We start from the raw sequence: 22,529 nt of genomic DNA, 5'->3' as shown, positions 1-22,529 counted from the left end.
TGGCTATCCGAAAAACGCGATGTCTTCACTTAAAATTTCCTTGATCCGATTAGGAGAAAATTCTACTTCCGACGAGTACTTTTTTCAGGGGGGATTACCGCTCCAGCATTACTACGTTGGGCGATGCAAGCCACGGATTTAGCTTCGCTGGAATCAACCACACGGGCGATCTGAGCAATAGCCGGATCAGTACCCGAGGTAACGATTCGTTTGCTTTGAATCTTGAGCGCCGGGCACTAGTGCAAGCCGACGAGTTGACCCTCAGCACTCGCGGGGATTTTTCCTACGCAATTAACGTGCTCGATAATAGTGTGCTCAACCTAACTAATAGCACCTTGCAAACTTCCGGGGATACCGCTCATGGCATCTATTTGTTGGGCGCAAATATAACCCAGCGGGCCGTCGCCAATGTGAGCGATGTCACTGTCCAAACCTCGGGTGACAACGCCATTGGTGTCAACGTTAACCGCAATGCTACGGCCACGCTCGATGATGTACAGATAACCACAACCGGCGCCAATGCGTTTGGCATATGGGTGCCGCATGCTGATAGCGAGTTGATTGCTCGCAACGTGAATATAGACACCCAGGGCAACGGTGCGATTGGTGTATTTACACAGTTAGGTGGTAACGCCACCCTTGACGGTGGGCACATTCACACGGTGGGCAGTAATGCTTACGCGTTGTATGCAGGCAATGTTTCATCCATCGATGCGCAAAATCTGTCGCTTCAAATCGGTGCCAACAGCGTCGGCGCGTATGCCAACGATAACTCGCATATCACCCTGGGTAACATCGACCTGAGCAGCAGTGAGACGGCCATGGGCTTGGTAGCCTCTGCTGGCTCGACCATTGATGCAAGCAATTCCACAGTGAGTTTGACCGGTGACGGTGCCCGTGGTTTGCAAGGTAATAATGGCGGCACCTTACGGCTCAATAACGTCGGCGTCAGCGCCGACGGCGCCAACAGCATCGGTCTGCAATCGCAGGCAACTGTCGGTGTGAGTAACACCTTTGTACTCAACAACAGCGCTATCAGTGCCGCTGCCGGTCGTGGTATCAGCGTGCAGGGTGGCAGCACGAATATCGATTTGAGCGATTCACAAATCAGCGCGCAGAAACTGTTGGTCGTGGAGCAGCGCCAGCTCACTGATGGTTCATTTGTCGACACCCAAGACGTTCAGATCACTGCACGCCGCTCGCAATTGACCGGTGATATTCAGGTCGCCGCACTCAACTCCGGGCTTCAGTTACAGGATCACTCCAGCCTCATCGGCACGGTTCACGGTCTGGATAACCTGACACTTGATCAGAGCCAATGGCAATTGACCGGTGACTCGCAGATCGGCCAGTTGAACATCGCAGGTGGCGAGGTGAAGTTTTCGGGCAGCCCTTTTAGTACGCTAACGATTGACGGCAATCTCAGCGGTAACGGTAGCTTCCTGATGAACAGCGACCTAGCCAGCCTCCAGGGTAATCTTTTGCGAGTTGGCGGACAGATTGAAGGCAATCACACATTAGTGGTCGAAGACTCCGGGCATGAGCCGGCAGCGGCGGGTGGTGAACTGCGGTTGGTCGATGGCAATGGTGGTGCGGGTCAGTTTGGGTTGTACGGTGAACATGTTGATGCTGGCGCGTTTCGATACACCCTCCAGCAACAGGGCGACGATTGGTTTTTGGTGAACAGCTCCGGGTTGCCAATTAATCCGGTTGACCCAGGCAAACCCGACCCAGAGCTTCTGTCCAAGGGCGCTAATGCGGCCATTGCATCCCAGACAGCAGTCGCGACGTTGTGGAACTCGCAGATGAGCACGTTGGTCAAGCGATTGGGCGAGTTGCGGATTGGGCAGGATGATGGCGGTGTCTGGACACGGGCCATCGGCAGTCGTTTCAACATCAGCGAGAACGCCAGCCGGGCCTTCACGCAGAACAATACCGGCATGGAAATCGGCGCAGACAAAGCCATTCCATTGGCAAACGGCAAAGTGTACGTCGGCGGGATGGTGGGCACGGCACGCTCTGATCTGAGCTTCGGCGAAGGGGCGAGTGGCGTGATCGACAGCAAAATGGTCGGCGCTTACGCAACCTACCTTAACGATAACGGCATCTACGTCGACACGGTGCTCAAGTACAGCCATTTCGACACCGACATCAAGGCGCCTACCAACCTGGGTCATGCAGTCAAAGGTTCCTACGGGAGCCATGGCATCGGCATGGATGTTGAAGTCGGCAAGCACATCGCCCTCAAGGACGGCTGGTTTGTTGAACCGCAGTTGGAGCTCACAGCTACCCGCACTCAAGGCGATCAGTACACGGCGAGTAACGGCCTGCAGGTTGATTCCCTGCGAGTGGATTCGCTGCAAAGCCGAGTGGGCTCACTGTTCGGTCGGGGCATAGAGCTGGAGAGCGGCCTGAAAGTCCAACCCTACGTAAAGGCGTCTTACATCAACGAACACGCCGGTGACAGCCATGTGAAGGTCAACGGCAACAACTTCAAAACCGAGTTGCCAGGTGATCGTGTCGAGCTCGGGTTCGGTGGCATTCTGCAGGTCAGCGACAAGAGCAAGATTTCCATGGATGCCGAGTATGCCAAAGGCAACGACATCGAGCAGCCATGGGGCGTGACATTAGGCTATCGCTATCTCTGGTAAGAAACATTGCTCCCTTGGCCCGGCTCAATGCCGGGTCTTTTTTGCCTGCGATTTGGCAATTCGCAGTTGTCGACTGATCTCTGGGAATTTTCCTACAAGGTCACAGGCCTATTCGTCGTTCTTTTAGCTATTTTGCTCGGCAAAATCGTCGACTGGGTTTCACCCAAAAGTCCTCAACTTGAAGCGGCTGGAGCATTGAATGAACTACCGAAAACTCTACAACCGAGCACCTGCTCCATTATTGCTGTTGGTCACCGCAGCAACCTTAAGTGCCTGTGCCAGTGCGCCGATCCCAAACGATCAAATTTCGCTCTCCAAGGACGCTGTAAGCCGCGCGGTATCGGCAGGGGCGACTGAGTATGCGCCGCTGCAAATGAAAGCCGCGCAAGACAAGTTGTTCCTGATGGAGCGGGAAATAGGGGAAAAGCACTATGTGAAGGTCAGGGAGTTGGCGGAGCAGATTCAGGCGGATGCCAATCTGGCTGAACGCACCGCTACCACTGTGAAGGCACAAAAAGATCTGAAAGATGCTCAAGCTGGAATTCAGGTTCTTAAACAAGAAATGCTGCAAGCGCCAGCAGATGGTCTTGCTCCAGTTCCTAATCCAACTCGCTAAGGAACAACCATGCGTACTTACTTGATGTTACCGCTGGCCGCTACTGTTGCATTGGTTCTGGCGGGTTGCGCTGCAACTCCCGAAAACGCTCAACTGGTTGACGCTCGGAAACAGTATTCGAATCTGCAAAGCAACCCAAAATCGAGCACGCTCGCGCCTATCGAAACCCAAGCGGCTTTCTCCGCGCTGAGTAAGGCCGATGTGCTGTCCAACTCCGACCGCACCGCGCCAGGTCTTGATCAACTGGTTTACTTGGCTAGTCAAAAAATCGCGCTGGCCGAACAGACCATCTTGGGTCGAGAAGCGAGTGCTGGCTTGAGCAATATTGATGTCGAACGTACTCAGGTGCAGCTGGATGTTCGCACTCAGCAACTCAAGGCTTTGCAGGCATTGAAGGCTAAGCCTTCGGATCGTGGCCAAGTTATTACCTTTGGTGATGTGCTGTTCGACACGGGCAAATCCGATCTCAAATCCGGGATGCAGCGCAATGTGCAACAGCTGTATACGTTTCTCCAGGCTAACCCTGAACGCAAAGTGCGGATCGAAGGGTTCACCGATTCGGTCGGCAGTGAGAGCCTGAACCAGGCGCTTTCCGAGAATCGCGCCGACTCGGTAGCGTCTGCCTTAATACTGCAAGGCGTTGATCCGTCGCGGATCTCTACTCATGGCTATGGTGAAGAATACCCGGTAGCCGGGAATGGCACCGCGAGCGCGCGACAACTTAATCGTCGCGTGGAAGTGATTATTTCAAATGGTTCGTCGGCCGTTCAGGCGCGATAACCTTACTAGGTGATTGGGGATACTCCTGATCGCCTTTTAGTGACAAAGCTTTAAGAGCGCCCTTCAAAATGTCTATTTCTCCACTGCGTGTAATTGTCCTTGAAGATCATGCATTTCAAAGATCCGTTGCCGTCGCGATGCTCCGTTGTCTGGGGTGTAAGGAAGTGTTCGAAGCGGCTGATGGTAATGAAGCGTTATCGGTGCTCGATAAAGTAGGGCCGGTAGACATTGCACTTTGTGATCTGCAAATGGAAGGCATGGACGGCGTAGAGTTTTTTCAGAAGATTGCTGACTCAGGACTTGTCAAAGCATTAATTATAAGCAGTTCCGTTTCTGCCGATCTCAGGCGAACAGTGAAGCGTCTCATTGTTTTATTAGGGATTAATCTGTTGGGAGATGTCGAAAAGCCACTAAATAAAGATGCTTTAGATAAGATGTTAAAAAAATACTCACTAAATCCTCACACCCCGACGGCAACCATTTCACCCATAACACCACCCAGTAAAATTGAGATGCGCCGGGCGATTGCGGCAAATGAATTTCGCGCTTATTTCCAGCCAAAATACAATATGGTCACCGGTAAGATAGGCGGTGTAGAGGTGCTTGCAAGATGGCAGCACCCGTCTTTAGGTGTTTTGCCACCTTCGTTTTTTCTACCCTCGCTGGAAAATTTCGACCTGTTAGACGACCTGTTATTCGATCAGTTGAAGCAAAGCCTCGTCTTGCAGCGGTATATTGTCGAACAAGGTTGCTCGGTAAGTTTTTCTTTCAATCTACACGCAAATCAACTGAGTAACTCCGACCTTACTGATCGAATAAAAAAACTACTTGATCACTATGGTGTGCCGGGCTCGGGCGTGACATTTGAGTTGACGGAAAGCGGACTCATAGAAACGCCTGTCACCAGTCTTGAAAATCTTTATCGTTTGCGCGTGATGGGGTGTCGTCTTTCAATTGACGATTTCGGTTCCGGTTTCTCGTCTCTGCAAAGACTATGTCAATTACCATTCAATGAAATAAAACTCGACGGAGAGTTCGTCCGGTCTCTAGATCAGGAGCCAGGGCGAAAAGCGGTTATCAGCAGCACATTGGAGTTGGGGAAATCCCTTGGTATGTCCGTAGTGATTGAGGGTATTGAAACCAATGAGCAGCGTATAGCGTTATTGGAATTAGGTTGTACCATTGGACAAGGTTATTTTTTTGCACGTCCGATGACAGGGGAAGATCTTCTCAAACGATTAAATATAGGTCGGCTAGTGTGAATCGGGTAGGTAGTTGATCTGTGGGCGTAAGTACTCTTATTGGCATGTAATCACTGCGTAACCAGAGTTGACGATGGAGCTAACTAAACATAACGAAGCGTTGCGCAGTCGGGAGATTCATCTTCAGGCATTGTTCCTCGCTGGCCTGGACGGAAACGAGAAAGCCTATCACTCGTTTTTATCAGAACTTAGTGCTCATGTACGCGGTTTTTTACGCAATAGGCTTCAGCGTCAACCGAGTGAAATCGAAGACTTGTTGCAAGAAGTATTGTTGGCCGTGCATAACGGACGGCAAACATACTTGGTGGGTCAACCTCTGACATCATGGGTTTTCGCCATTGCGCGCTACAAACTTGCTGACTTTTTCCGTCGGGGCGCTCGCTATGATATGTTCAACGACTCACTTGATGATGCAACGGAACTATTTGCCGAACCTTATCTTGAGTTTGCCCAAACCAGTCGCGATTTGAACAAACTACTCAAGCAACTACCTGAGCGTCAGCGTTTTTCTATACTGCATGTGAAGCTTGAAGGACTGTCTGTTTCTGAAACTGCTCAGAGAACAGGGTTATCTGAGTCAGCCGTGAAAATAGGCATACACCGTGGGCTCAAAGCACTGGCGGCAAGGATTAATGGAGCACGTTGAGTGCTGAGACTTAATCAACATGCCCGCGACGTGTATTGATCCGGCAAACGGTTTAGCACCGCTGTTCTCGTAGCAAGGTTCTCACGCTGCCGTAGGTTGCGTGCCTTGGCTGCATCCAGAATCTGTTCAATCTGCCCATGGACTTCCTAGACAGTTCTGGTTTTGATTGCCCATATGAGTTGCCGCACTTTGAGCGCCAGGGTCGTTCCGACCTCTTCGGCAGACAACTTGCCGATGTGGGCAAACGCATACAGCTCCAGCTTTCGCAGCCTGCCGTTACGCCATTTCTTCGGTCACACCCCACCGTGGGCATCACCATCTTCATGAGTGTCGGATGAGGTCAAATGGCGTTGAACACCATCGGATAGGGGAATGCCTGAAACCCCTAGAATAGCTAAGCTATCAGGAAGATTCTTGGATGGGATAGGATTATTTCAGACATTAAAAAGCCGGCTTGTGGCCGGCTTCTCGGGGACTGGCTTGGTTCATTTTTGGCAAACCGCGCCAGCCTTCAAAACGTACACCCGGATCTTGCGTCCGGCTGTGGGACTTGGCGAGAAAATCATCTGCCTTGTCGGTGCGATCTGAGCCGCGAGGCGGGTCGATGCGCAAATGTGGGGCGCAGCATACTGATTTTTTTGCGAAATTCCCAGCGTAGTGTGCGTCCTAGAGCTATCCCGTGACGTGTAGCCGCTAGAGAAGCTGGCGGCTACAAAGTCATGTGTTTACAGAAAAGGTACGGATGGCCTGCGTTTATTCAGGGTCGACCACCAGAACACCCATCCCAGAACCCTTATTTTTTGTTCTTCGATTAGCGGAGGTCTGAAGACTTCATCCGGGTATTCGGAGCTGTTGTGGCTGCGCATGCGTATTGCGTTGCCTGGTACCCGGCTCAGGTATTTGATGCGCAACATGCCGTCGTGTTCGATTGCGTAAATCTCCCCGTCGACAATTTGCGTGAGCCCGCGGTCGATGGCGACGATGGAGCCATCTTCAAATTTTTCGGCCATGCTATTGCCAACCATGCGAGCGCAAATGGCATTGGCGTGGTTGATTTCCAGGGCGTCAAGATCGCTGCGCGGCAAGCGGATGGATTCACTGGGGTCTTTGATAACATGGGTTTTGTCGGAGGCGGGGGCAGTGGCCGATTCTTTGTAAAAGGGTAGTTCGATATCGACTGGATCCATGACCCGGTAGGTGCCCCGAATTGACTGGGCGTTGAAGGTGTTGCCGGACGCGTCGATCAGATGCAATTCCCTGGCGTCTTGCGGTCCTTCGCCGGTTTTCAGCCATTCAGTGTTCACGGACAGTCTTCTGGCGACATCTTCCATGCGGTAGTCAGGAACTCCGCGGGTATACCAGTTATGGACAGTTTGAGGGTCGGAAATACCCAGGAATTCGGCAAATCTCGTTGTCGTGATTTGTAGCTCTTTCAGGAGCATTCTGAATCGTGGGCCGCAGGTTTTGTTCTTTTTCATAAACACGAGTCTAGCCGTGCGGCATAAGGCTTTGATTCAACAAAACGTTCAAATCTGGCGTGAATTTTAAGTCCTTATGTAAGAGGTCTTTTGTAAAAAATAAACAAGAAAAACTGGTTTGCCTACCCGTTAAATGTGCTGTTGAGTTTGATATTCATACGCCCACAAAAAACCCCGGATCAACCGGGGTTCTTCGTTATAGCCGTCCGTGAGAGGCGGCTATCAGCCTTTATAGGCCGCAACCGACTTCATGATCTCGGTGCGAGCGGCTTCTGCGTCGCCCCAACCTTCGATCTTCACCCATTTGCCTTTTTCGAGGTCTTTGTAGTTCGCGAAGAAGTGCTCGATCTGCTGAATCAGCAGGGGTGGCAGGTCGCGGCACTCTTTCACGTCGACGTACAACTGGGACAGCTTGTCGTGTGGGACTGCGATGACTTTGGCATCGCCGCCGCCGTCGTCGGTCATGTGCAGGATGCCGACCGGACGGGCGCGGATGACCGAACCAGGCGCAACCGGGTAAGGGGTCACGACCAGCACGTCGAGGGGGTCACCGTCGTCAGCCAGGGTGTTCGGGATGAAACCGTAGTTGGCCGGGTAGAACATCGGGGTGGCCATGAAACGGTCAACGAACAGGCAATCGCTGTCTTTGTCGATTTCGTATTTGATTGGGGCGTGGTTGGCCGGAATCTCGATCGCGACGTAGATGTCGTTCGGCAGGTCTTTGCCAGCCGGAATCTTGCTGTAGCTCATTGGGCGGTGCCCCCGTTAGTTGACCAAAAACACTTGGCCGGATTGACCAAAAAGTGGCGGCGATTATAGGCATATTCCTTCGTCGACGCCATGTGCCAGAGGTCGTAGAGACCTTAGTCGTGTGCCGGATAGACCGGGTTTTCGGCCAGAAGTTGCTGCAGCCGGGTCAGAGGGTCCTGACGATAAAACAGCTTCAGATGCTCATAGACCTGTGGATACGCCTCGTGCAGCAAATCCGGGGCGCTAAAGAAGTATTCGCTAGTGACCGCGAAGAACTCAGCCGGATTTTCCGCCGCGTACGGGTCGATGGCGGTTTCAGCGTCGGGATTACGATCCAGTTGCCGATCGAGGTCGTCGTAGGCCTCTTGCATGACCTTGGCCCAGTCGCTGACCCGCATGTCGGCGTGCAGTGGCGGCAGGCCGTTGGCGTCGCCGTTGAGCATGTCGAGTTTATGCGCGAGTTCGTGGATCACCAGGTTGTAGCCTTCCCAGCCACCGCTGGCTATCACGCCGGGCCAGGCGAGGATGATCGGACCTTGCTGCCAGGCTTCGCCGCTGTGTTCGCCAGCCCATTCGTGCTCGACGCCGCTGGCGTCGCGATGGCGCTGAGGGCTGAGAAAGTCGTCGGGGTAGAGGACGATTTCGTGGAAACCCTGATACCAGTTCAGATCGCCCAGATGCAGTAACGGCAATTGCGCTTGAACGGCAAGCAGCAGGCGCTGCTCCTGGTGGAGTTCGACGCCGGGCAGGGCGGTCAGGTGTTTGTCCTGGAGGAACAGTACGCTGGCTTCACGTAGCCACCGGTCTTCAGCAGCGCTGAGGCCATCGAGAAAACTCAAGTGATGACGTACCCGCTGCCAGATGTCGTCGGCAATCGGGTATTTGGCCAAGGTGCGCCGGCGACGCCAGGCGCTAAGTGACCACATGGTGAATCAGCGCGATTGAGTTTTGGACGCGGCGTTGCCGAAGCGGCTGCGGACGATGCCGATGATCATCGGTACCAACGACAGCAGGATGATGCCCACGACCAGCAGCGACAGGTTTTTCTTGATGAACGGTACGTTGCCGAAGAAATAACCGAGGGTCACCAGGCCACCGACCCACAGGATGGTGCCGAGGACGCTGAAAGCAAAGAACCGCGGGTACGGCATTCTCGCCACGCCGGCGACGAACGGTGCAAAGGTACGGACAATTGGCAGGAAGCGCGCCAGGGTTACGGTTTTGCCGCCGTGTTTGTCGTAGAACTCGTGGGTTTGCTGCAGGTAGTCGCGGCGGAAGATTTTTGAGTTCGGGTTGCTGAACAAACGCTCGCCCGCCGTTCGTCCGACCACATAATTGGTGCTGTCGCCAAGGATCGCCGCCAGCATCAGCAGGCCGCCCAGCAGCACCGGGTCCATGCCGCCACCGGCCGCAACGGCACCCGCGATGAACAGCAGGGAGTCGCCCGGCAGGAACGGCATGACCACCAGACCGGTTTCGCAGAAGATCACCAGGAACAGAATGGCGTAAATCCATGGCCCGTAGTTGTTTACCAGCATATCGAGGTAAACATCGAGATGCAGAATAAGGTCCAGCGGGTTGAAATCCATGGAGAGCACCTGAGGTGACGGCCCGACTCGGCAGGCCTGTGCGGATGACTTCGCGAAAGGCTACAGACAGGTGTAGTTTTTCTTACAAGCCAGAACGGTCGGCATTATACGGGCTGAGAGATGAAAAGCGCGTTGAGTTTGTAGCGGGGGATGTCTAGGGATCCTCACGGGTTGGAGGGGTGCAATCGATTCCTGTGGGAGCGGATCAGAGCTCGTCGCTGATCGGCAACACGTAGTTCTTAAACTCGGTGTCTTCCTTGAACCCGATGGATTCGTAGGTTTTTTGCGCGACTTCGTTATTGCTGCTGGTGGAAACGCGCATGCGTACCGCGTTGGTTTCCTTGGCCATTTTTTTCGCGGTGCGGATGAGGTTGTCGGCCACCAACTGGCGGCGAGCCTCTTCGACGACGTAGATGTCGTTGAGGATCCACACGCGCTTCAGTGAAAGGGACGAAAAGCTCGGATACAGCTGACAGAAACCCATCAGTTTGTTGCTGTCGTCATCGGCCAGGGCCAGGTAAATCACCGATTCCTTGCGACGCAGGCGCTTTTCAAGGAACGCCCGGGACGAGTCCGGATAAGCCAGGGCGCCATAAAACTCGCGATATTTGACGAACAACGGGGTCAACAGGTCCAGGTGTTCGAGGGTCGCTTGAATAATCCGCATGGTAGGTCTCGTCTTCAAGTGGCTGTCTTCACGTACTGTGACGGCGAACGGTTCTCACTCGAGCAGCCGCGTGTCGATCCTGCCTGAAACTGAATCAGAAACGCAATGCGGAATCGGTTCAGGCATCCGGCGGACTCAGTAGGAAATTACCTTTCATGTCCGCTCCTGCGTCCGACTCCAGTGTCAGAATCTGGGCTTCGTCCTTCAGATTGACCCCCGACAACTGCCGCCGGCAGGCTTCGCGCATCAAATACAGCAAGCGGTGTGCTGCCATGCCGTAACTCAGGCCTTCGAGTCGGACATTGGAGATGCAGTTGCGATAGGCATCTGTCAGCCCGACCTTTGGGCTGTAGGTGAAATACAGCCCCAGGCTGTCCGGGGAACTGAGGCCAGGGCGTTCGCCGATCAGGATTACCACCATTTTCGCACCCAGCAGTTCGCCGATCTCGTCGGCTATGGCGACCCGACCCTGCTCCACCAAAATGACCGGTGAGACGGACCAGCCGTCACTCACCATCTGATCTTCCATCCGCGCCAGAAATGGCAGGGTATGGCGATGAACGGCCAACGCCGACAACCCATCGGCAACGACAACTGCCAGATCGACACCGCCGGGATTGGTCAATGCGTAATCGCGCAGTGTCTGAGCTGACTCATCACTGAGCTTTCGCCCCAAATCGGGGCGTTGCAAATAACTGTTCCGGTCCGTAGCGGCGCTGTGTAGGTGCAAACTGGCTCGCCCGCGTTCAGCCAGTTGTGAGCTGAGCCCCACAGAGTCGAACGGCAAGTGCACCGCATCCCGTGCCTGAGCGTGGGCGAACTGGAAATCCAGTTGCGCGCGGGTCGGCATGCTGGTGCCGGTTCTACCCAAGGCGATCCGGGCCGGCGTCAGGCGGCGCAGTTCCAGCAACGGGTTCTTTGGATCAACGGGTGGTTTATCCATTTCAACACTCATCCCAGTTGCGCCATTGCTTGGCGGAAAGCCGGCGGCAAGCTGTCGCCGAAGTGAATCTTGCCGTCTGCCTGGGTGAAAATGCCCATTCTCGCCAGCCATTGTTCGAATTCCGGCGCAGGCTTCAGGCCCAGCGTCTTGCGGGCGTAAAGGGCGTCGTGGAATGAGGTGGTCTGATAGTTGAGCATGATGTCATCGGAGCCGGGGATGCCCATGATGAAGTTGATCCCCGCCACGCCCAACAGGGTCAGCAGGGTGTCCATATCGTCCTGGTCGGCTTCGGCGTGGTTGGTGTAACAGATGTCGCAACCCATGGGCACGCCCAGGAGCTTGCCGCAGAAGTGGTCTTCGAGGCCGGCGCGGATGATCTGTTTACCGTTGTAGAGGTATTCCGGGCCGATGAATCCTACGACGGTGTTCACCAGGAACGGTTTGAAATGGCGCGCAACGGCGTAGGCGCGGGTTTCGCAGGTCTGTTGATCGATACCGTGGTGGGCGTTGGCTGACAAGGCGCTGCCCTGACCGGTTTCGAAATACATCAGGTTCTGCCCCAGCGTTCCGCGATTCAGGCTTAAACCGGCGTCGTAACCTTCCTGCAACACGTTCAGGTTGATACCAAAACTGGCGTTCGCCGCTTCGGTGCCGGCGATCGACTGGAACACCAGGTCCAGTGGAACACCGCGATTGACCGCTTCAATCGATGTGGTGACGTGGGTCAGCACGCAGGCTTGTGTCGGAATTTCGTAGCGCTGGATGATCGCGTCGAGCATTTCCAGCATGGCGCAGATCGAGGCAATGCTGTCGGTGGCCGGGTTGATGCCGATCATCGCGTCGCCGTTGCCGTATAGCAGCCCGTCAAGAATGCTCGCGGCAATGCCCGCCGGTTCGTCGGTGGGATGGTTGGGCTGCAGGCGTGTCGATAGCCGGCCACGCAGGCCCATGGTGCCGCGAAATTGCGTGACCACGCGGATTTTCTGCGCGACCAGCACCAGGTCCTGCACGCGCATGATCTTCGACACGGCGGCGGCCATTTCCGGTGTCAGGCCTGGCGCGAGGGCGCGCAGGCTTTGTTCGTCAGCGGCATCGCTGAGCAGCCAGTCGCGAAAGCCGCCGACGGTGAGGTGGCTGACGGCGGCGAATGCGTGTTTGTCGTGAGTGTCGATGATCAGTCGGGTGACTTCATCGGCCTCGTAGGGAATCAGTACTTCCTGTAGGAAGTGAGTCAGTGGGATGTCAGCCAGAGCCATCTGCGCAGCCACGCGCTCGCCATCGTTGAGTGCAGCGACACCCGCCAGAAAATCCCCGGAACGCGCTGGACTGGCCTTGGCCATGACGTCCTTGAGACTCTCGAAGCGATAGGTCTGGGCGCCGACAGTGTGAGCAAAACTTGCCATACAGATTCTCCGTGACGGCGCAGACGGGGCCTGCGCCGTAGTTTTCGGCTGTTAGTGCAGGGCTTCTTCAGCCTTCTGAATGGCCGCGAACTCTTCTTCGGGCGTACCGGCTACCAAGTGATGCCGACTGTAGATAGCAAAATAAGCAATTAACACTCCATAGATGACCGCCGCGCCGATCACCACGCGCGGATCCACCAGAAAGCCCGCCACCACGGCAATGCAAGCCAGTACCAGCGCTACACCCGAGGTGAAGATACCGCCCGGTGTACGGTAAGGACGATCCATTTTGGGGCGCCGAATGCGCAGTGTGATATGTGCCGCCATCATCAACACGTAGGAAATGGTGGCGCCGAACACCGCCACCAGAATCAGCAAGTCACCTTGACCGGTCAACGACAATCCGAACCCGATGATGCCGGGAATAATCAATGCCAGTACGGGGGCCTTGCTCTTGTTGGTTTCTGACAGTTTGCGCGGCAAGTAGCCGGCGCGGGACAGTGCGAAGATTTGTCGCGAGTAGGCGTAAATAATGGAAAAGAAGCTGGCGATCAGTCCGGCCAGGCCGACCAGGTTGACGAAGTGGCCCATCCAGGTCGAGCCGCCATAAGCCTTGCTCAATGCTTCGACCAACGGGTTGCCCGAGGTCAGCAGCGCATTGGCACCCGCACCGCCAGGGCCGATCACCAGAATCAACAGGGCAAAACTTACCAGCACCAGCATGGCGCCAATCAGCCCGCGGGGCAGGTCGCGTTTCGGGTTTTTGGTTTCTTCCGCCGCCAGCGGCACGCCTTCGACGGCCAGAAAGAACCAGATCGCATAAGGAATCGCCGCCCAGACGCCAACGTAGCCGAAAGGCAGGAAAGTGCTCGCGCCCTTGGCCTCGGTCACCGGAATGTCGAGCAGGTTGGCGACATCGAAGTGCGGCACCATCGCCACCAGAAACACCCCCAGTGCCAGAGCGGCGACGGCGGTGATGACGAACATCAACTTCAGGGCTTCACCGACACCAAAAATATGGATGGCGATAAAGATGATGTAGAACGTCAGGTAAATCATCCAGCCACCGATGCCGAACAGTGACTCGCAGTAGGCACCGATAAACACCGCGATTGCCGCGGGTGCGATGGCGTATTCGATCAGGATCGCCGTTCCGGTCAGAAATCCGCCCCACGGCCCGAATGCGCTTCGGGCAAAACCGTAGCCGCCGCCGGCGGTAGGAATCATGGAGGACAGTTCTGCCAGGGAAAAGCACATGCACAGGTACATGGTCGCCATCAACAACGTGGCCAGAAACATGCCGCCCCAGCCACCCTGGGCCAGACCGAAGTTCCATCCGGCGTAATCGCCGGAGATAACGTAGGCGACGCCGAGGCCCACCAGCAGGACCCAGCCTGCCGCCCCTTTTTTCAGTTCGCGTTGCTGGAAATAGTCGGAGTCGACTTTTTCAAAGTCGACGGAGGAGGTAGCCGGCGGCAAGCGTGATTGATCGCTAGGCATAGAGGTTAACCTGTTCTTATTGTTTTTGATCGGCGCTTCTAGCGCCGGATAAGGGTGCAGACTTGCCAGGGTATCTGCGCTGAATCTTTGATTGCCTTCGCGGGTGTGCCCCCAAAGGCTGTTCGAGAAGCGATGCAGAACCCTCTGCATCGCCCCGGTTTTTTAGAAGAAGCCCAGAGGATTGATGTCGTAGCTCACCAACAGGTTTTTGGTCTGCTGGTAGTGGTCGAGCATCATTTTGTGGTTTTCACGACCGACGCCTGATTTTTTGTAACCGCCGAACGCGGCGTGCGCCGGGTACAGGTGGTAGCAGTTGGTCCACACACGACCGGCCTTGATGGCGCGGCCCATGCGGTAGGCGCGGTTGATGTCGCGGGTCCAGAGGCCAGCACCCAGGCCGAACTCGGTGTCGTTGGCAATGGCCAGGGCTTCGGCTTCGTCCTTGAACGTGGTGATGCTCACCACCGGGCCAAAGATTTCTTCCTGGAACACACGCATTTTGTTGGTGCCCTTGAGCAGGGTCGGCTGGATGTAGTACCCGGTCGCCAGGTTGCCCTCGAGTTTTTCCACCTTGCCGCCGGTCAGCAACTCGGCGCCTTCGCCCTTGGCGATTTCCAGGTACGAAAGGATTTTGTCGAATTGCTGCTCGGACGCCTGGGCGCCGACCATGGTGTCGGTGTCCAGCGGGTCGCCACGTTTGATCGACAGCACTTTTTTCATCACGACTTTCATGAAGTCGTCGTAGATCGACTCTTGCACCAATGCGCGGGAAGGGCAGGTGCAGACTTCGCCTTGGTTGAAGAACGCCAGCACCAGGCCTTCGGCGGCTTTTTCGATGAAGGTTGGCTCGGCTTGCATGATGTCGGCGAAGAAGATGTTCGGCGACTTGCCTCCCAGCTCCACGGTGGACGGAATGATGTTTTCGGCGGCGCACTTCATGATGTGCGAGCCGATCGGGGTCGAGCCGGTGAAGGCGATCTTGGCGATGCGTTTGCTGGTGGCTAGCGCTTCGCCGGCTTCTTTGCCGAAACCTTGCACCACGTTCAGCACGCCCGGCGGCAGCAGGTCGCCGATCAGCTCCATCAGCACGGTGATGCCCAGTGGCGTTTGCTCGGCAGGCTTGAGCACCACGCAGTTACCGGCGGCCAGGGCCGGGGCGAGTTTCCACGCGGCCATCAGGATCGGGAAGTTCCACGGGATGATCTGCCCGACCACGCCCAAGGGTTCATGGATGTGATAGGCCACGGTATTGCCGTCGATCTCTGCAGCGCTGCCTTCCTGGGCGCGGATGCAACCGGCGAAGTAACGGAAGTGGTCGGCTGCCAGCGGGATGTCGGCGTTGAGGGTTTCACGAACGGCTTTGCCGTTGTCCCAGGATTCGGTGATCGCCAGGACTTCCAGGTTTTGTTCGATGCGGTCGGCGATTTTCAGCAGCACCAGCGAGCGAGCCTGGGCGGACGTGGCGCCCCAGGCATCGGCGGCCGCGTGGGCCGCATCAAGGGCTTTGTCGATGTCTTCGGCCGTGGAACGCGGGAATTCGGCAATCGGTTTGCCATTTACCGGCGAGGTATTGGTGAAGTACTGACCTTTAACAGGCGCGACGAACTCGCCGCCGATGTAGTTACCGTATTTGCTCTTGAACGAAACGATAGCGCCTTCAGTACCGGGGTGAGCGTAACGCATGATGTTTTCTCCTTGGCTTTTGTACTTATAAGAGAGCGCGCTTGTGCGCTTGTTATAAGCGTAGAGCAAAGGTCGGGCCACTGCCTTGTAGCTCAGGCAAACCAAGGCTTTACGCAGTTTTTGTCGGACCGGCGGACGCTGCCTGTGACGCTTTTGGTACAGCCTTGGTGACACTTTGTACCGCTTCTGGCGCAACCTGTGACCGGACGGTCTTGCCAGCATTGCAATGAAGGCTAGGCTGGAGGATGCTCGGCATCACCTCAACCACGGGTCGCCGAGCCCCCGGGGAGAACAATAAGAAATGCACGACAACCATTTGAGTCGCCATGCCCAGCAAGTCCTGACCGTCACTCAGGGCAAATCCCACCTGCACGGCCCTGGCAGCGATCCGTCGATTGCCCGGTCCTGGCTGCGCTGTCTTGAGGACTATCATCTCGACCCGGCCCTGACCATGGCGCCGACGGTGCTGGAACATGGCCGCATCCTGGAAAGCCGCGAGCGCTTGCAGCAGGTGCTGCACATCGCCGGCAGCGAAATGACCAGCCTTCATCAGCAACTCTCCGGTGCCGGCCACGCGGTTCTGCTGACCGACGCCCGTGGCGTGATCCTCAATTGCGTCACCGCGCCTGCCGAGCGGAAGATTTTTGAGCGCGCAGGCCTCTGGCTCGGGGCTGACTGGAGCGAAGCCTGCGAAGGCACCAACGGCATCGGCACCTGTCTGGTGGAGCGTCAGTCACTGACCATCCATCAGGACGAGCATTTTCGCGGCCGTCACACCGGCCTGACCTGCTCGGCGAGTCCGGTGTTCGACCCGCACGGCGAACTGCTGGCGGTGCTCGATGTGTCCTCGGCGCGTCACGAGGTCTCGCGTCAGAGCCAATTCCATACCATGGCATTGGTCAATCTTTCGGCGAAGATGATCGAGAGCTGCTATTTCCTGCGCTATTTCGACAATCAGTGGTTGCTGCGTTTTCACTTGCAGGCCGAATCCGTCGGGTTGTTCAGCGAAGGGTTGCTGGCGTTTGACGGGGAAGGGCGGATCAGTGCGGTCAACCAGAGTGCGCTGAACCTGCTGGGGCATATCCGCGGTGGGCTGCTGGGCAAACCGGTGGAGGCGTTTTTCGACTGCTCGCTGGATCAATTGCTCGGCCGCGCCAGCGTCAATGCCAGCGCCAGTTGGCCGTTGCGCACGCGCGATGGGCGGAGTCTGTTTGCCGTGTTGCGCGGGCAGCCACGCAGCATTCCTGTGCCGGTGGTGCAACGTCCGGTGATCGCCGAGCCTTCGCGCTTGTCGGGCATTTGTCTGGGCGACACGGGGTTACAGGAAGATTTCCGCAAATCTTTGCGCGTGTTCGAGCGGGACGTACCGCTACTGATCAACGGCGAAACCGGATCCGGCAAAGAAGCGTTTGCCAAAGCCGTCCATCAGGCCAGCCAGCGAGCAGAAAAAGCGTTCGTCGCCCTCAACTGCGCTGCTATCCCCGAAAGCCTGATCGAGAGCGAGCTGTTTGGCTATCGCGGCGGCAGCTTTACCGGTGCGCGCAAGGAAGGCATGCGTGGCAAGTTGCAGCAGGCCGATGGCGGGACTCTGTTCCTTGATGAAATCGGCGACATGCCCCTGGCTTTGCAGACCCGGCTATTAAGGGTGCTGGAGGATCGTCAGGTAGTGCCGATCGGCGGCGAGCCGGAGTCGGTCAACGTACGGATCATCAGCGCCACTCACCGCAATCTGCTGGAGCGGGTGCAGGACGGCAGCTTCCGCGAGGATTTGTATTACCGGCTCAACGGACTGGAAGTTGCACTGCCGGCGCTGCGTGATCGCAGTGATAAGTCTCAGTTGCTCGACTTTTTGTTGGCCGAAGAGGCCGGCGGGGAAACCGTATTGATCGACGGTCCGGCGCGCCAGGCGTTGCTGGCCTTCGCCTGGCCGGGGAACGTGCGGCAGTTGCGCAATGTGCTGCGCACGTTAGCGGCGTTGTGCGACGGTGGGCGGATCGGGCTGGAGGATTTGCCGGTGATGATTCGTCAGGCTCGGCCGGTGCCGGTCGCTGCCCCTGAACAGCCGTCGGAGCATCCGCTGGAGGATGCCGAGCGGCTGGCGCTGCTAAATGCTCTGGAGGAACAGCGCTGGCACATGACTCACACCGCCGAGCAATTGGGCGTCAGCCGCAACACTCTTTATAGAAAGTTGCGCAAGCATGGGATTGCTCGTTAAGGAGCGCGGAGTTGAGCCAGACCCCATGACCGAAATTCAGCGAAACAACGAATCCGGGAGGTCGTCGAACTGTTCATCGAACAGGTCCGCTTCACGGTCCATGGCGTCCATCATCTTCTGATACTCCCTTTGCTCCTTGAGCCAGGCTTTCAAGATTTTGGGATCCTTCAGTTCTTCGCGCAGGCCGTTCAGCTCTTCTGTGTCGTGAATTAGCATGTTGAGCTGATATTGGTACTTGCCGGCCAGGTTCTTGGGTGTCACCTCATCGAACGGATCTAGCTGGAATTGCTGTTTGAACGCCAGCTCCATTTCGAACACTTCGCCTTGCAGCTTTTCGAGTTGCTCTGACAACACCTGGTTGTAATGTTTAAGCCGATCAGCGGGAAGTGCATCAAGGGTGTCTGCGCTGATGTGCTCGATTTCCAATTGCAGTTGCAGCAGATCAAGCAGGTTCCGTTCGCCATAGGCGTGGTTGACTCGTTGCATCAGCACGGTTTTGCGTTCGCGCTCCTCGGGGTCTGTTTCTCGATCGGGGTGCAGGGCACTGGCCAGCTTGCGATAAATCTCACGCACAGATTGGCTGGCTTGCGCGGCGTCTGCTTCCTGGCGCAGGTGGCTTGCGGTTTTTTTGCCGGTGCTTTGCTGCTGCGTCGTGTGCTCGGCCCACAGGTGCTCGTGCATTTTTTGCGCAATTTCCTCAGTAGATAGCGTGTCGATATCGTCGCCCAGATCAACGCCGAATATCTCTTGCAATCCCTGTTTCAATAGCTCGTCGTCCTCACTCTCGTCGGCATCGAAGTTACGGCCGCTGTGCTTGTTGTACAACGCTTTCAAGGTGGCTTTATCTTCATCTGTGTAGTTGCCGCTATCGATCAACGAGAAGGTCTGGGCGCAAATCTCCTGAATCAACGTATGGCGATCGGTTTTCGAGAGTTTGATCCGTTCGCTGAGTTCATCCAGAACCTGCACAAGCTCAAGCGAGCGTTGACTAAATGTGTGGAACTGAGGAATGAACTCCTCGCGCCAGCGTTCAATATATAAAGGGGTGGCGGCTTCCCATGCCTGTAGCGCCTGGCGCTGCTTTTCGATTTTCTTGATAAGCCCATTGAATTTCCGCTGCCCGGCGGAGAGTTTCTTCGTTCCAGGCGCGGGGGCGATGCTGAGCTGAGAGTCGGTGTTTTTCATGATGTGACTCCTCAAAGACATGAATTATCGGGCAAATCGCTACGTTGTCTGGCTGTATCCCGAGTATTGGTTTTGCCGAAGTTGAGTGGGCGGCATCTTCCTGCAGCTCATTGTGGCAGTCAAACACAAGGTGCGAATTCCCCCTCCCTACGCTAACCTGCGGCCATGTTTTACGAGGTCGACTAATGCACATTCACATTCTTGGTATCTGCGGCACTTTCATGGGTTCAATGGCGGTTCTGGCCAAAGAGCTGGGCCATCACGTGACGGGCTCCGATGCCAACGTCTATCCGCCGATGAGCACTCAGCTTGAGGCTCAGGGCATTGAATTGACCCAAGGCTATGACCCGGCGCAGCTCGATCCGGCTCCGGATCTGGTGGTGATCGGCAATGCCATGTCCCGCGGCAACCCGGCTGTCGAATACGTGCTGAACAAAGGCCTGCCGTATGTCTCCGGCCCGCAATGGCTGGCGGATCACGTGCTGCAAGGTCGCTGGGTACTGGCTGTCGCTGGTACCCACGGCAAAACCACCACCAGTAGCATGCTCGCCTGGGTGCTGGAACACGCGGGCATGAGCCCGGGTTTCCTGATCGGCGGCGTGCCGCAAAATTTCTCGGTGTCCGCTCGACTGGGGGGCACTCCGTTCTTCGTGATCGAGGCCGATGAATATGACAGCGCGTTCTTCGACAAGCGTTCCAAGTTCGTTCACTACCGCCCGCGCACGGCGATCCTGAACAACCTGGAATACGATCATGCCGACATCTTCCCCGATTTATCTGCCATCGAGCGACAATTCCACCATTTGGTGCGGACCATCCCGAGCGAAGGCCTGGTGATCCACCCGACTACTGAGCCTGCGTTGCAGCGTGTGATCGAGATGGGCTGCTGGACGCCGGTGCAAACCACCGGTGCCGGCGGTCAGTGGCAGGTCAAACTGTTCAGCGAAGACGGTTCGAAGTTTGAAGTGATGTTCGACGGTGTTGCCCAAGGTGTGGTCGAGTGGGACATGACCGGCCAACACAACGTCGCCAACGCGCTGGCCACGTTGGCTGCGGCGCGCCACGTTGGTGTTGTGCCGTCCATGGGCATCGCTGCGCTGAGTGCATTCAAAAGCGTCAAGCGCCGGATGGAGAAAGTGGCGGAGGTCCGTGGCATTACCATCTACGACGACTTTGCTCACCACCCGACGGCTATTGCCACGACCCTCGACGGTCTGCGCAAGCGCATTGGCGGTGCGCCGTTGATTGCGATCATCGAGCCGCGCTCCAACTCCATGAAACTCGGCGCTCACCGCGACGGCTTGCCGGAAAGCGTGGCCGATGCCGATCAAGTGATCTGGTACGCGCCGGCTAACCTCGGTTGGGATCTGGGGGCGACTGCTGCGTTGTGCACGGTGCCCTCGATCGTCAGCGAATCGCTGGAAGGCATTATCGAACGTGTGAAGAGCCAGGCCCAGCCCGGCACTCACGTGGTGATCATGAGCAACGGCGGCTTCGGCGGCCTGCACGGCAAACTTGCCGAGGCGCTGCAATGAACAACGGCCCGGAACGCATCACGCTGGCGATGACCGGCGCTTCAGGCGCCCAATACGGTTTGCGCCTGCTTGACTGCCTGATTCGTGAAGACCGCGAAGTGCACTTCATTATCTCCAAGGCTGCGCAACTGGTGATGGCCACCGAGACAGACGTTACGTTGCCGCCGAAAACCCAGATGATGCAGGCTTTCCTCACCGAATACACCGGCGCTGCCGCCGGACAGATTCGGGTGTACGGCAAGGAAGACTGGATGTCGCCGGTGGCCTCGGGCTCCGGCGCGCCAGCAGCGATGGTGGTGGTGCCGTGTTCCACCGGGACCTTGTCGGCTATTGCGACGGGGGCTTGCAACAACCTGATCGAGCGTGCTGCCGACGTCACCTTGAAGGAACGTCGTCAACTGATTCTGGTGCCGCGTGAGGCGCCGTACTCGAGTATCCATCTGGAGAACATGCTCAAGCTGTCGAACATGGGCGTGACGATTTTGCCGGCATCGCCAGGCTTTTATCATCAGCCGCAAACCATCGACGACTTGATCGATTTTGTCGTGGCGCGAATTCTCAATCTGCTGAACATTCCCCAGGACATGCTGCCGCGTTGGGGCGAACACCATCTGACCAGCGATGAATAAGCTGCTGGCGATTGTGCTGGCGCTGCAATTGGCTGGCTGCGCCACGGTGCGAACGCTTGATGCCGCCAAGCCTGGTGCACCGGTGGTGTATTCGGGGACGCGCCTGGATTTGTATGCCATGAACGGCGGTTGCTGCGCCATGGACCGCTTTGGCGCCGAAGCCCCGAGCTATCCGGGCGTCGACCTGCCGGCCAGTGCGTTGCTCGACACGCTGCTGTTGCCGCTGTCGGTGCTGACGGTGATCGGGGTAAGTTTTCAGGCAACGGGTGGATTGTAGGAGAGCGCTTCGCGCTCTGATCGCGAGCGATGGCGTCTTCCTGGACGCCACAGATTTACTTACCTAACTTGCGCAACTCATCCGACTCCACGACCCGCACCCCGTCCTGCTCTTCCAGTGCCAGTCGCCACATGGCGCGGGCCAGTTGGCAGGCTTCGATGCCGCGGTATTTGCCGGGGATCAAACGGGACAAAGGCCCGACGAATTGTTCAGCCATACGCGGTTCCATACGCTCGCCCAGCAGCAGCGAAGGACGGCAAATGGTCAGTTGCGGCCAGTCCTGTGCGCGCAATGCATATTCCATCTCGCCTTTGACCCGGTTGTAGAGAACAGAGGATCTCCGATCGGCCCCCAGGGAACTGATCACGATCAGGTGCCGTGCGCCCATCTCCCGTGCACGTTTGGCGAACGCCACCACCATGTCCAGGTCCACCGCGCGAAACGCCTGTTCCGAGCCGGCTTTCTTGATTGTGGTGCCCAGGCAGCAGTAGGCGATGTCGACGCGACCATTCAATTGCGGCAGAAACACAGCAGGGTCGCCGACCGGGTTTTCCAGATGGGGATGCTCGGCCAATGGCCGGCGTGAGGGTGCCAGAACCCGTGAAATAGTTGGCTCATTGAGCAGACGGTCAAGAAGATGTTCACCGGTCAAACCGGTAGCTCCGGCAAGCAGTACGTGCTGAGGCGTCAAGTACATAGCGTTTCCCCCTTGGTACTAAT

20 protein-coding genes are annotated in these 22,529 nt (G+C 56.6%); 9 read left to right on the top strand and 11 right to left on the bottom strand.

Features of this window, described 5'->3' with window-relative positions; genetic code table 11:
* The first annotated feature begins 215 nt into the window (after positions 1–215).
* The 5 genes from ACXPVS_RS13080 (at position 216) to ACXPVS_RS13060 (ending at position 5,955) form a co-directional block, all read left to right on the top strand.
* Positions 216–2,651 (top strand): autotransporter outer membrane beta-barrel domain-containing protein, encoded by a 2,436-nt coding sequence (locus tag ACXPVS_RS13080; RefSeq protein ID WP_458510299.1) that lies wholly within the window; start codon positions 216–218, stop codon positions 2,649–2,651.
* A gap of 199 nt (positions 2,652–2,850) precedes the next feature.
* A complete protein-coding gene (locus ACXPVS_RS13075) occupies positions 2,851–3,267 on the top strand; it encodes a DUF4398 domain-containing protein (protein ID WP_458510298.1) in 417 nt (138 codons plus the stop codon).
* Between the two features lie 9 nt (positions 3,268–3,276).
* A complete protein-coding gene (locus ACXPVS_RS13070) occupies positions 3,277–4,047 on the top strand; it encodes an OmpA family protein (RefSeq protein WP_458510297.1) in 771 nt (256 codons plus the stop codon).
* A 68-nt stretch (positions 4,048–4,115) separates the two neighbouring features.
* Complete coding sequence (locus ACXPVS_RS13065; RefSeq protein ID WP_458510296.1) at positions 4,116–5,309, top strand: EAL domain-containing response regulator; 1,194 nt, start codon at positions 4,116–4,118, stop codon at positions 5,307–5,309.
* Between the two features lie 73 nt (positions 5,310–5,382).
* The gene (locus tag ACXPVS_RS13060; protein WP_458510295.1) at positions 5,383–5,955 is read left to right on the top strand and encodes a sigma-70 family RNA polymerase sigma factor; all 573 of its coding nucleotides are present in this window, start codon (positions 5,383–5,385) and stop codon (positions 5,953–5,955) included.
* Positions 5,956–6,680: 725 nt separating this feature from the next.
* Here the strand turns inward: ACXPVS_RS13060 and ACXPVS_RS13055 are convergent.
* The 9 genes from ACXPVS_RS13055 to exaC form a co-directional block, all read right to left on the bottom strand.
* Positions 6,681–7,433, bottom strand: a complete 753-nt coding sequence (locus ACXPVS_RS13055) for a S24 family peptidase (protein WP_458510294.1) — start codon at positions 7,431–7,433, stop codon at positions 6,681–6,683.
* Between the two features lie 222 nt (positions 7,434–7,655).
* Positions 7,656–8,183, bottom strand: coding sequence for an inorganic diphosphatase (gene ppa, locus ACXPVS_RS13050; RefSeq protein WP_458510293.1), 528 nt, complete (start codon positions 8,181–8,183; stop codon positions 7,656–7,658).
* Between the two features lie 113 nt (positions 8,184–8,296).
* Positions 8,297–9,109 (bottom strand): M90 family metallopeptidase, encoded by an 813-nt coding sequence (locus ACXPVS_RS13045; RefSeq protein WP_458510292.1) that lies wholly within the window; start codon positions 9,107–9,109, stop codon positions 8,297–8,299.
* 6 nt (positions 9,110–9,115) lie between these two features.
* Complete coding sequence (locus ACXPVS_RS13040) at positions 9,116–9,772, bottom strand: DedA family protein (protein WP_458510291.1); 657 nt, start codon at positions 9,770–9,772, stop codon at positions 9,116–9,118.
* A 205-nt stretch (positions 9,773–9,977) separates the two neighbouring features.
* Entirely contained in the window at positions 9,978–10,439 is a 462-nt protein-coding gene (locus ACXPVS_RS13035) for a GNAT family N-acetyltransferase (protein ID WP_458510290.1), read from the bottom strand.
* A gap of 118 nt (positions 10,440–10,557) precedes the next feature.
* Positions 10,558–11,382: an ethanolamine ammonia-lyase subunit EutC gene (gene eutC, locus ACXPVS_RS13030; protein ID WP_458510289.1), complete on the bottom strand. Its 825-nt coding sequence runs from the start codon at positions 11,380–11,382 to the stop codon at positions 10,558–10,560.
* Between the two features lie 8 nt (positions 11,383–11,390).
* Complete coding sequence (locus ACXPVS_RS13025) at positions 11,391–12,785, bottom strand: ethanolamine ammonia-lyase subunit EutB (RefSeq protein WP_458510288.1); 1,395 nt, start codon at positions 12,783–12,785, stop codon at positions 11,391–11,393.
* Positions 12,786–12,836: 51 nt separating this feature from the next.
* Complete coding sequence (eat, locus tag ACXPVS_RS13020; RefSeq protein ID WP_458510287.1) at positions 12,837–14,285, bottom strand: ethanolamine permease; 1,449 nt, start codon at positions 14,283–14,285, stop codon at positions 12,837–12,839.
* 162 nt (positions 14,286–14,447) lie between these two features.
* The gene (exaC, locus tag ACXPVS_RS13015) at positions 14,448–15,968 is read right to left on the bottom strand and encodes an acetaldehyde dehydrogenase ExaC (protein ID WP_458510286.1); all 1,521 of its coding nucleotides are present in this window, start codon (positions 15,966–15,968) and stop codon (positions 14,448–14,450) included.
* 301 nt (positions 15,969–16,269) lie between these two features.
* Here exaC and ACXPVS_RS13010 point away from each other — a divergent pair, with 301 nt between their 5' ends.
* Entirely contained in the window at positions 16,270–18,183 is a 1,914-nt protein-coding gene (locus ACXPVS_RS13010; protein ID WP_458510285.1) for a sigma-54-dependent Fis family transcriptional regulator, read from the top strand.
* A 36-nt stretch (positions 18,184–18,219) separates the two neighbouring features.
* On the opposite strand, the gene ACXPVS_RS13005 is transcribed toward ACXPVS_RS13010, so the two are convergent.
* The gene (locus tag ACXPVS_RS13005) at positions 18,220–19,368 is read right to left on the bottom strand and encodes a molecular chaperone DnaJ (RefSeq protein ID WP_458510284.1); all 1,149 of its coding nucleotides are present in this window, start codon (positions 19,366–19,368) and stop codon (positions 18,220–18,222) included.
* A gap of 185 nt (positions 19,369–19,553) precedes the next feature.
* On the opposite strand from ACXPVS_RS13005, the gene mpl reads away from it, so the two are divergent.
* From mpl to ACXPVS_RS12990, 3 genes are read left to right on the top strand one after another with little or no spacing between them, the layout of a single operon-like run.
* Positions 19,554–20,903: a UDP-N-acetylmuramate:L-alanyl-gamma-D-glutamyl-meso-diaminopimelate ligase gene (gene mpl, locus ACXPVS_RS13000; protein WP_458510283.1), complete on the top strand. Its 1,350-nt coding sequence runs from the start codon at positions 19,554–19,556 to the stop codon at positions 20,901–20,903.
* Positions 20,900–21,532 carry a flavin prenyltransferase UbiX gene (gene ubiX, locus ACXPVS_RS12995; RefSeq protein WP_458510282.1) on the top strand — a complete coding sequence of 211 codons (633 nt, stop codon included), beginning with the start codon at positions 20,900–20,902 and terminating at the stop codon, positions 21,530–21,532. The genes mpl and ubiX overlap by 4 nt, the downstream gene beginning before the upstream one ends.
* Positions 21,525–21,809 carry a YceK/YidQ family lipoprotein gene (locus ACXPVS_RS12990; RefSeq protein ID WP_458510281.1) on the top strand — a complete coding sequence of 95 codons (285 nt, stop codon included), beginning with the start codon at positions 21,525–21,527 and terminating at the stop codon, positions 21,807–21,809. The genes ubiX and ACXPVS_RS12990 overlap by 8 nt, the downstream gene beginning before the upstream one ends.
* A 55-nt stretch (positions 21,810–21,864) precedes the next feature.
* Here ACXPVS_RS12990 and ACXPVS_RS12985 read toward each other — a convergent pair whose 3' ends face one another.
* The gene (locus tag ACXPVS_RS12985; RefSeq protein WP_458510280.1) at positions 21,865–22,506 is read right to left on the bottom strand and encodes an oxidoreductase; all 642 of its coding nucleotides are present in this window, start codon (positions 22,504–22,506) and stop codon (positions 21,865–21,867) included.
* Between the last annotated feature and the right edge of the window lie 23 nt (positions 22,507–22,529).

Source organism: Pseudomonas sp. Ma2-10 (assembly GCF_054330215.1).
This window is presented reverse-complemented; position numbering and strand designations above follow the sequence as displayed.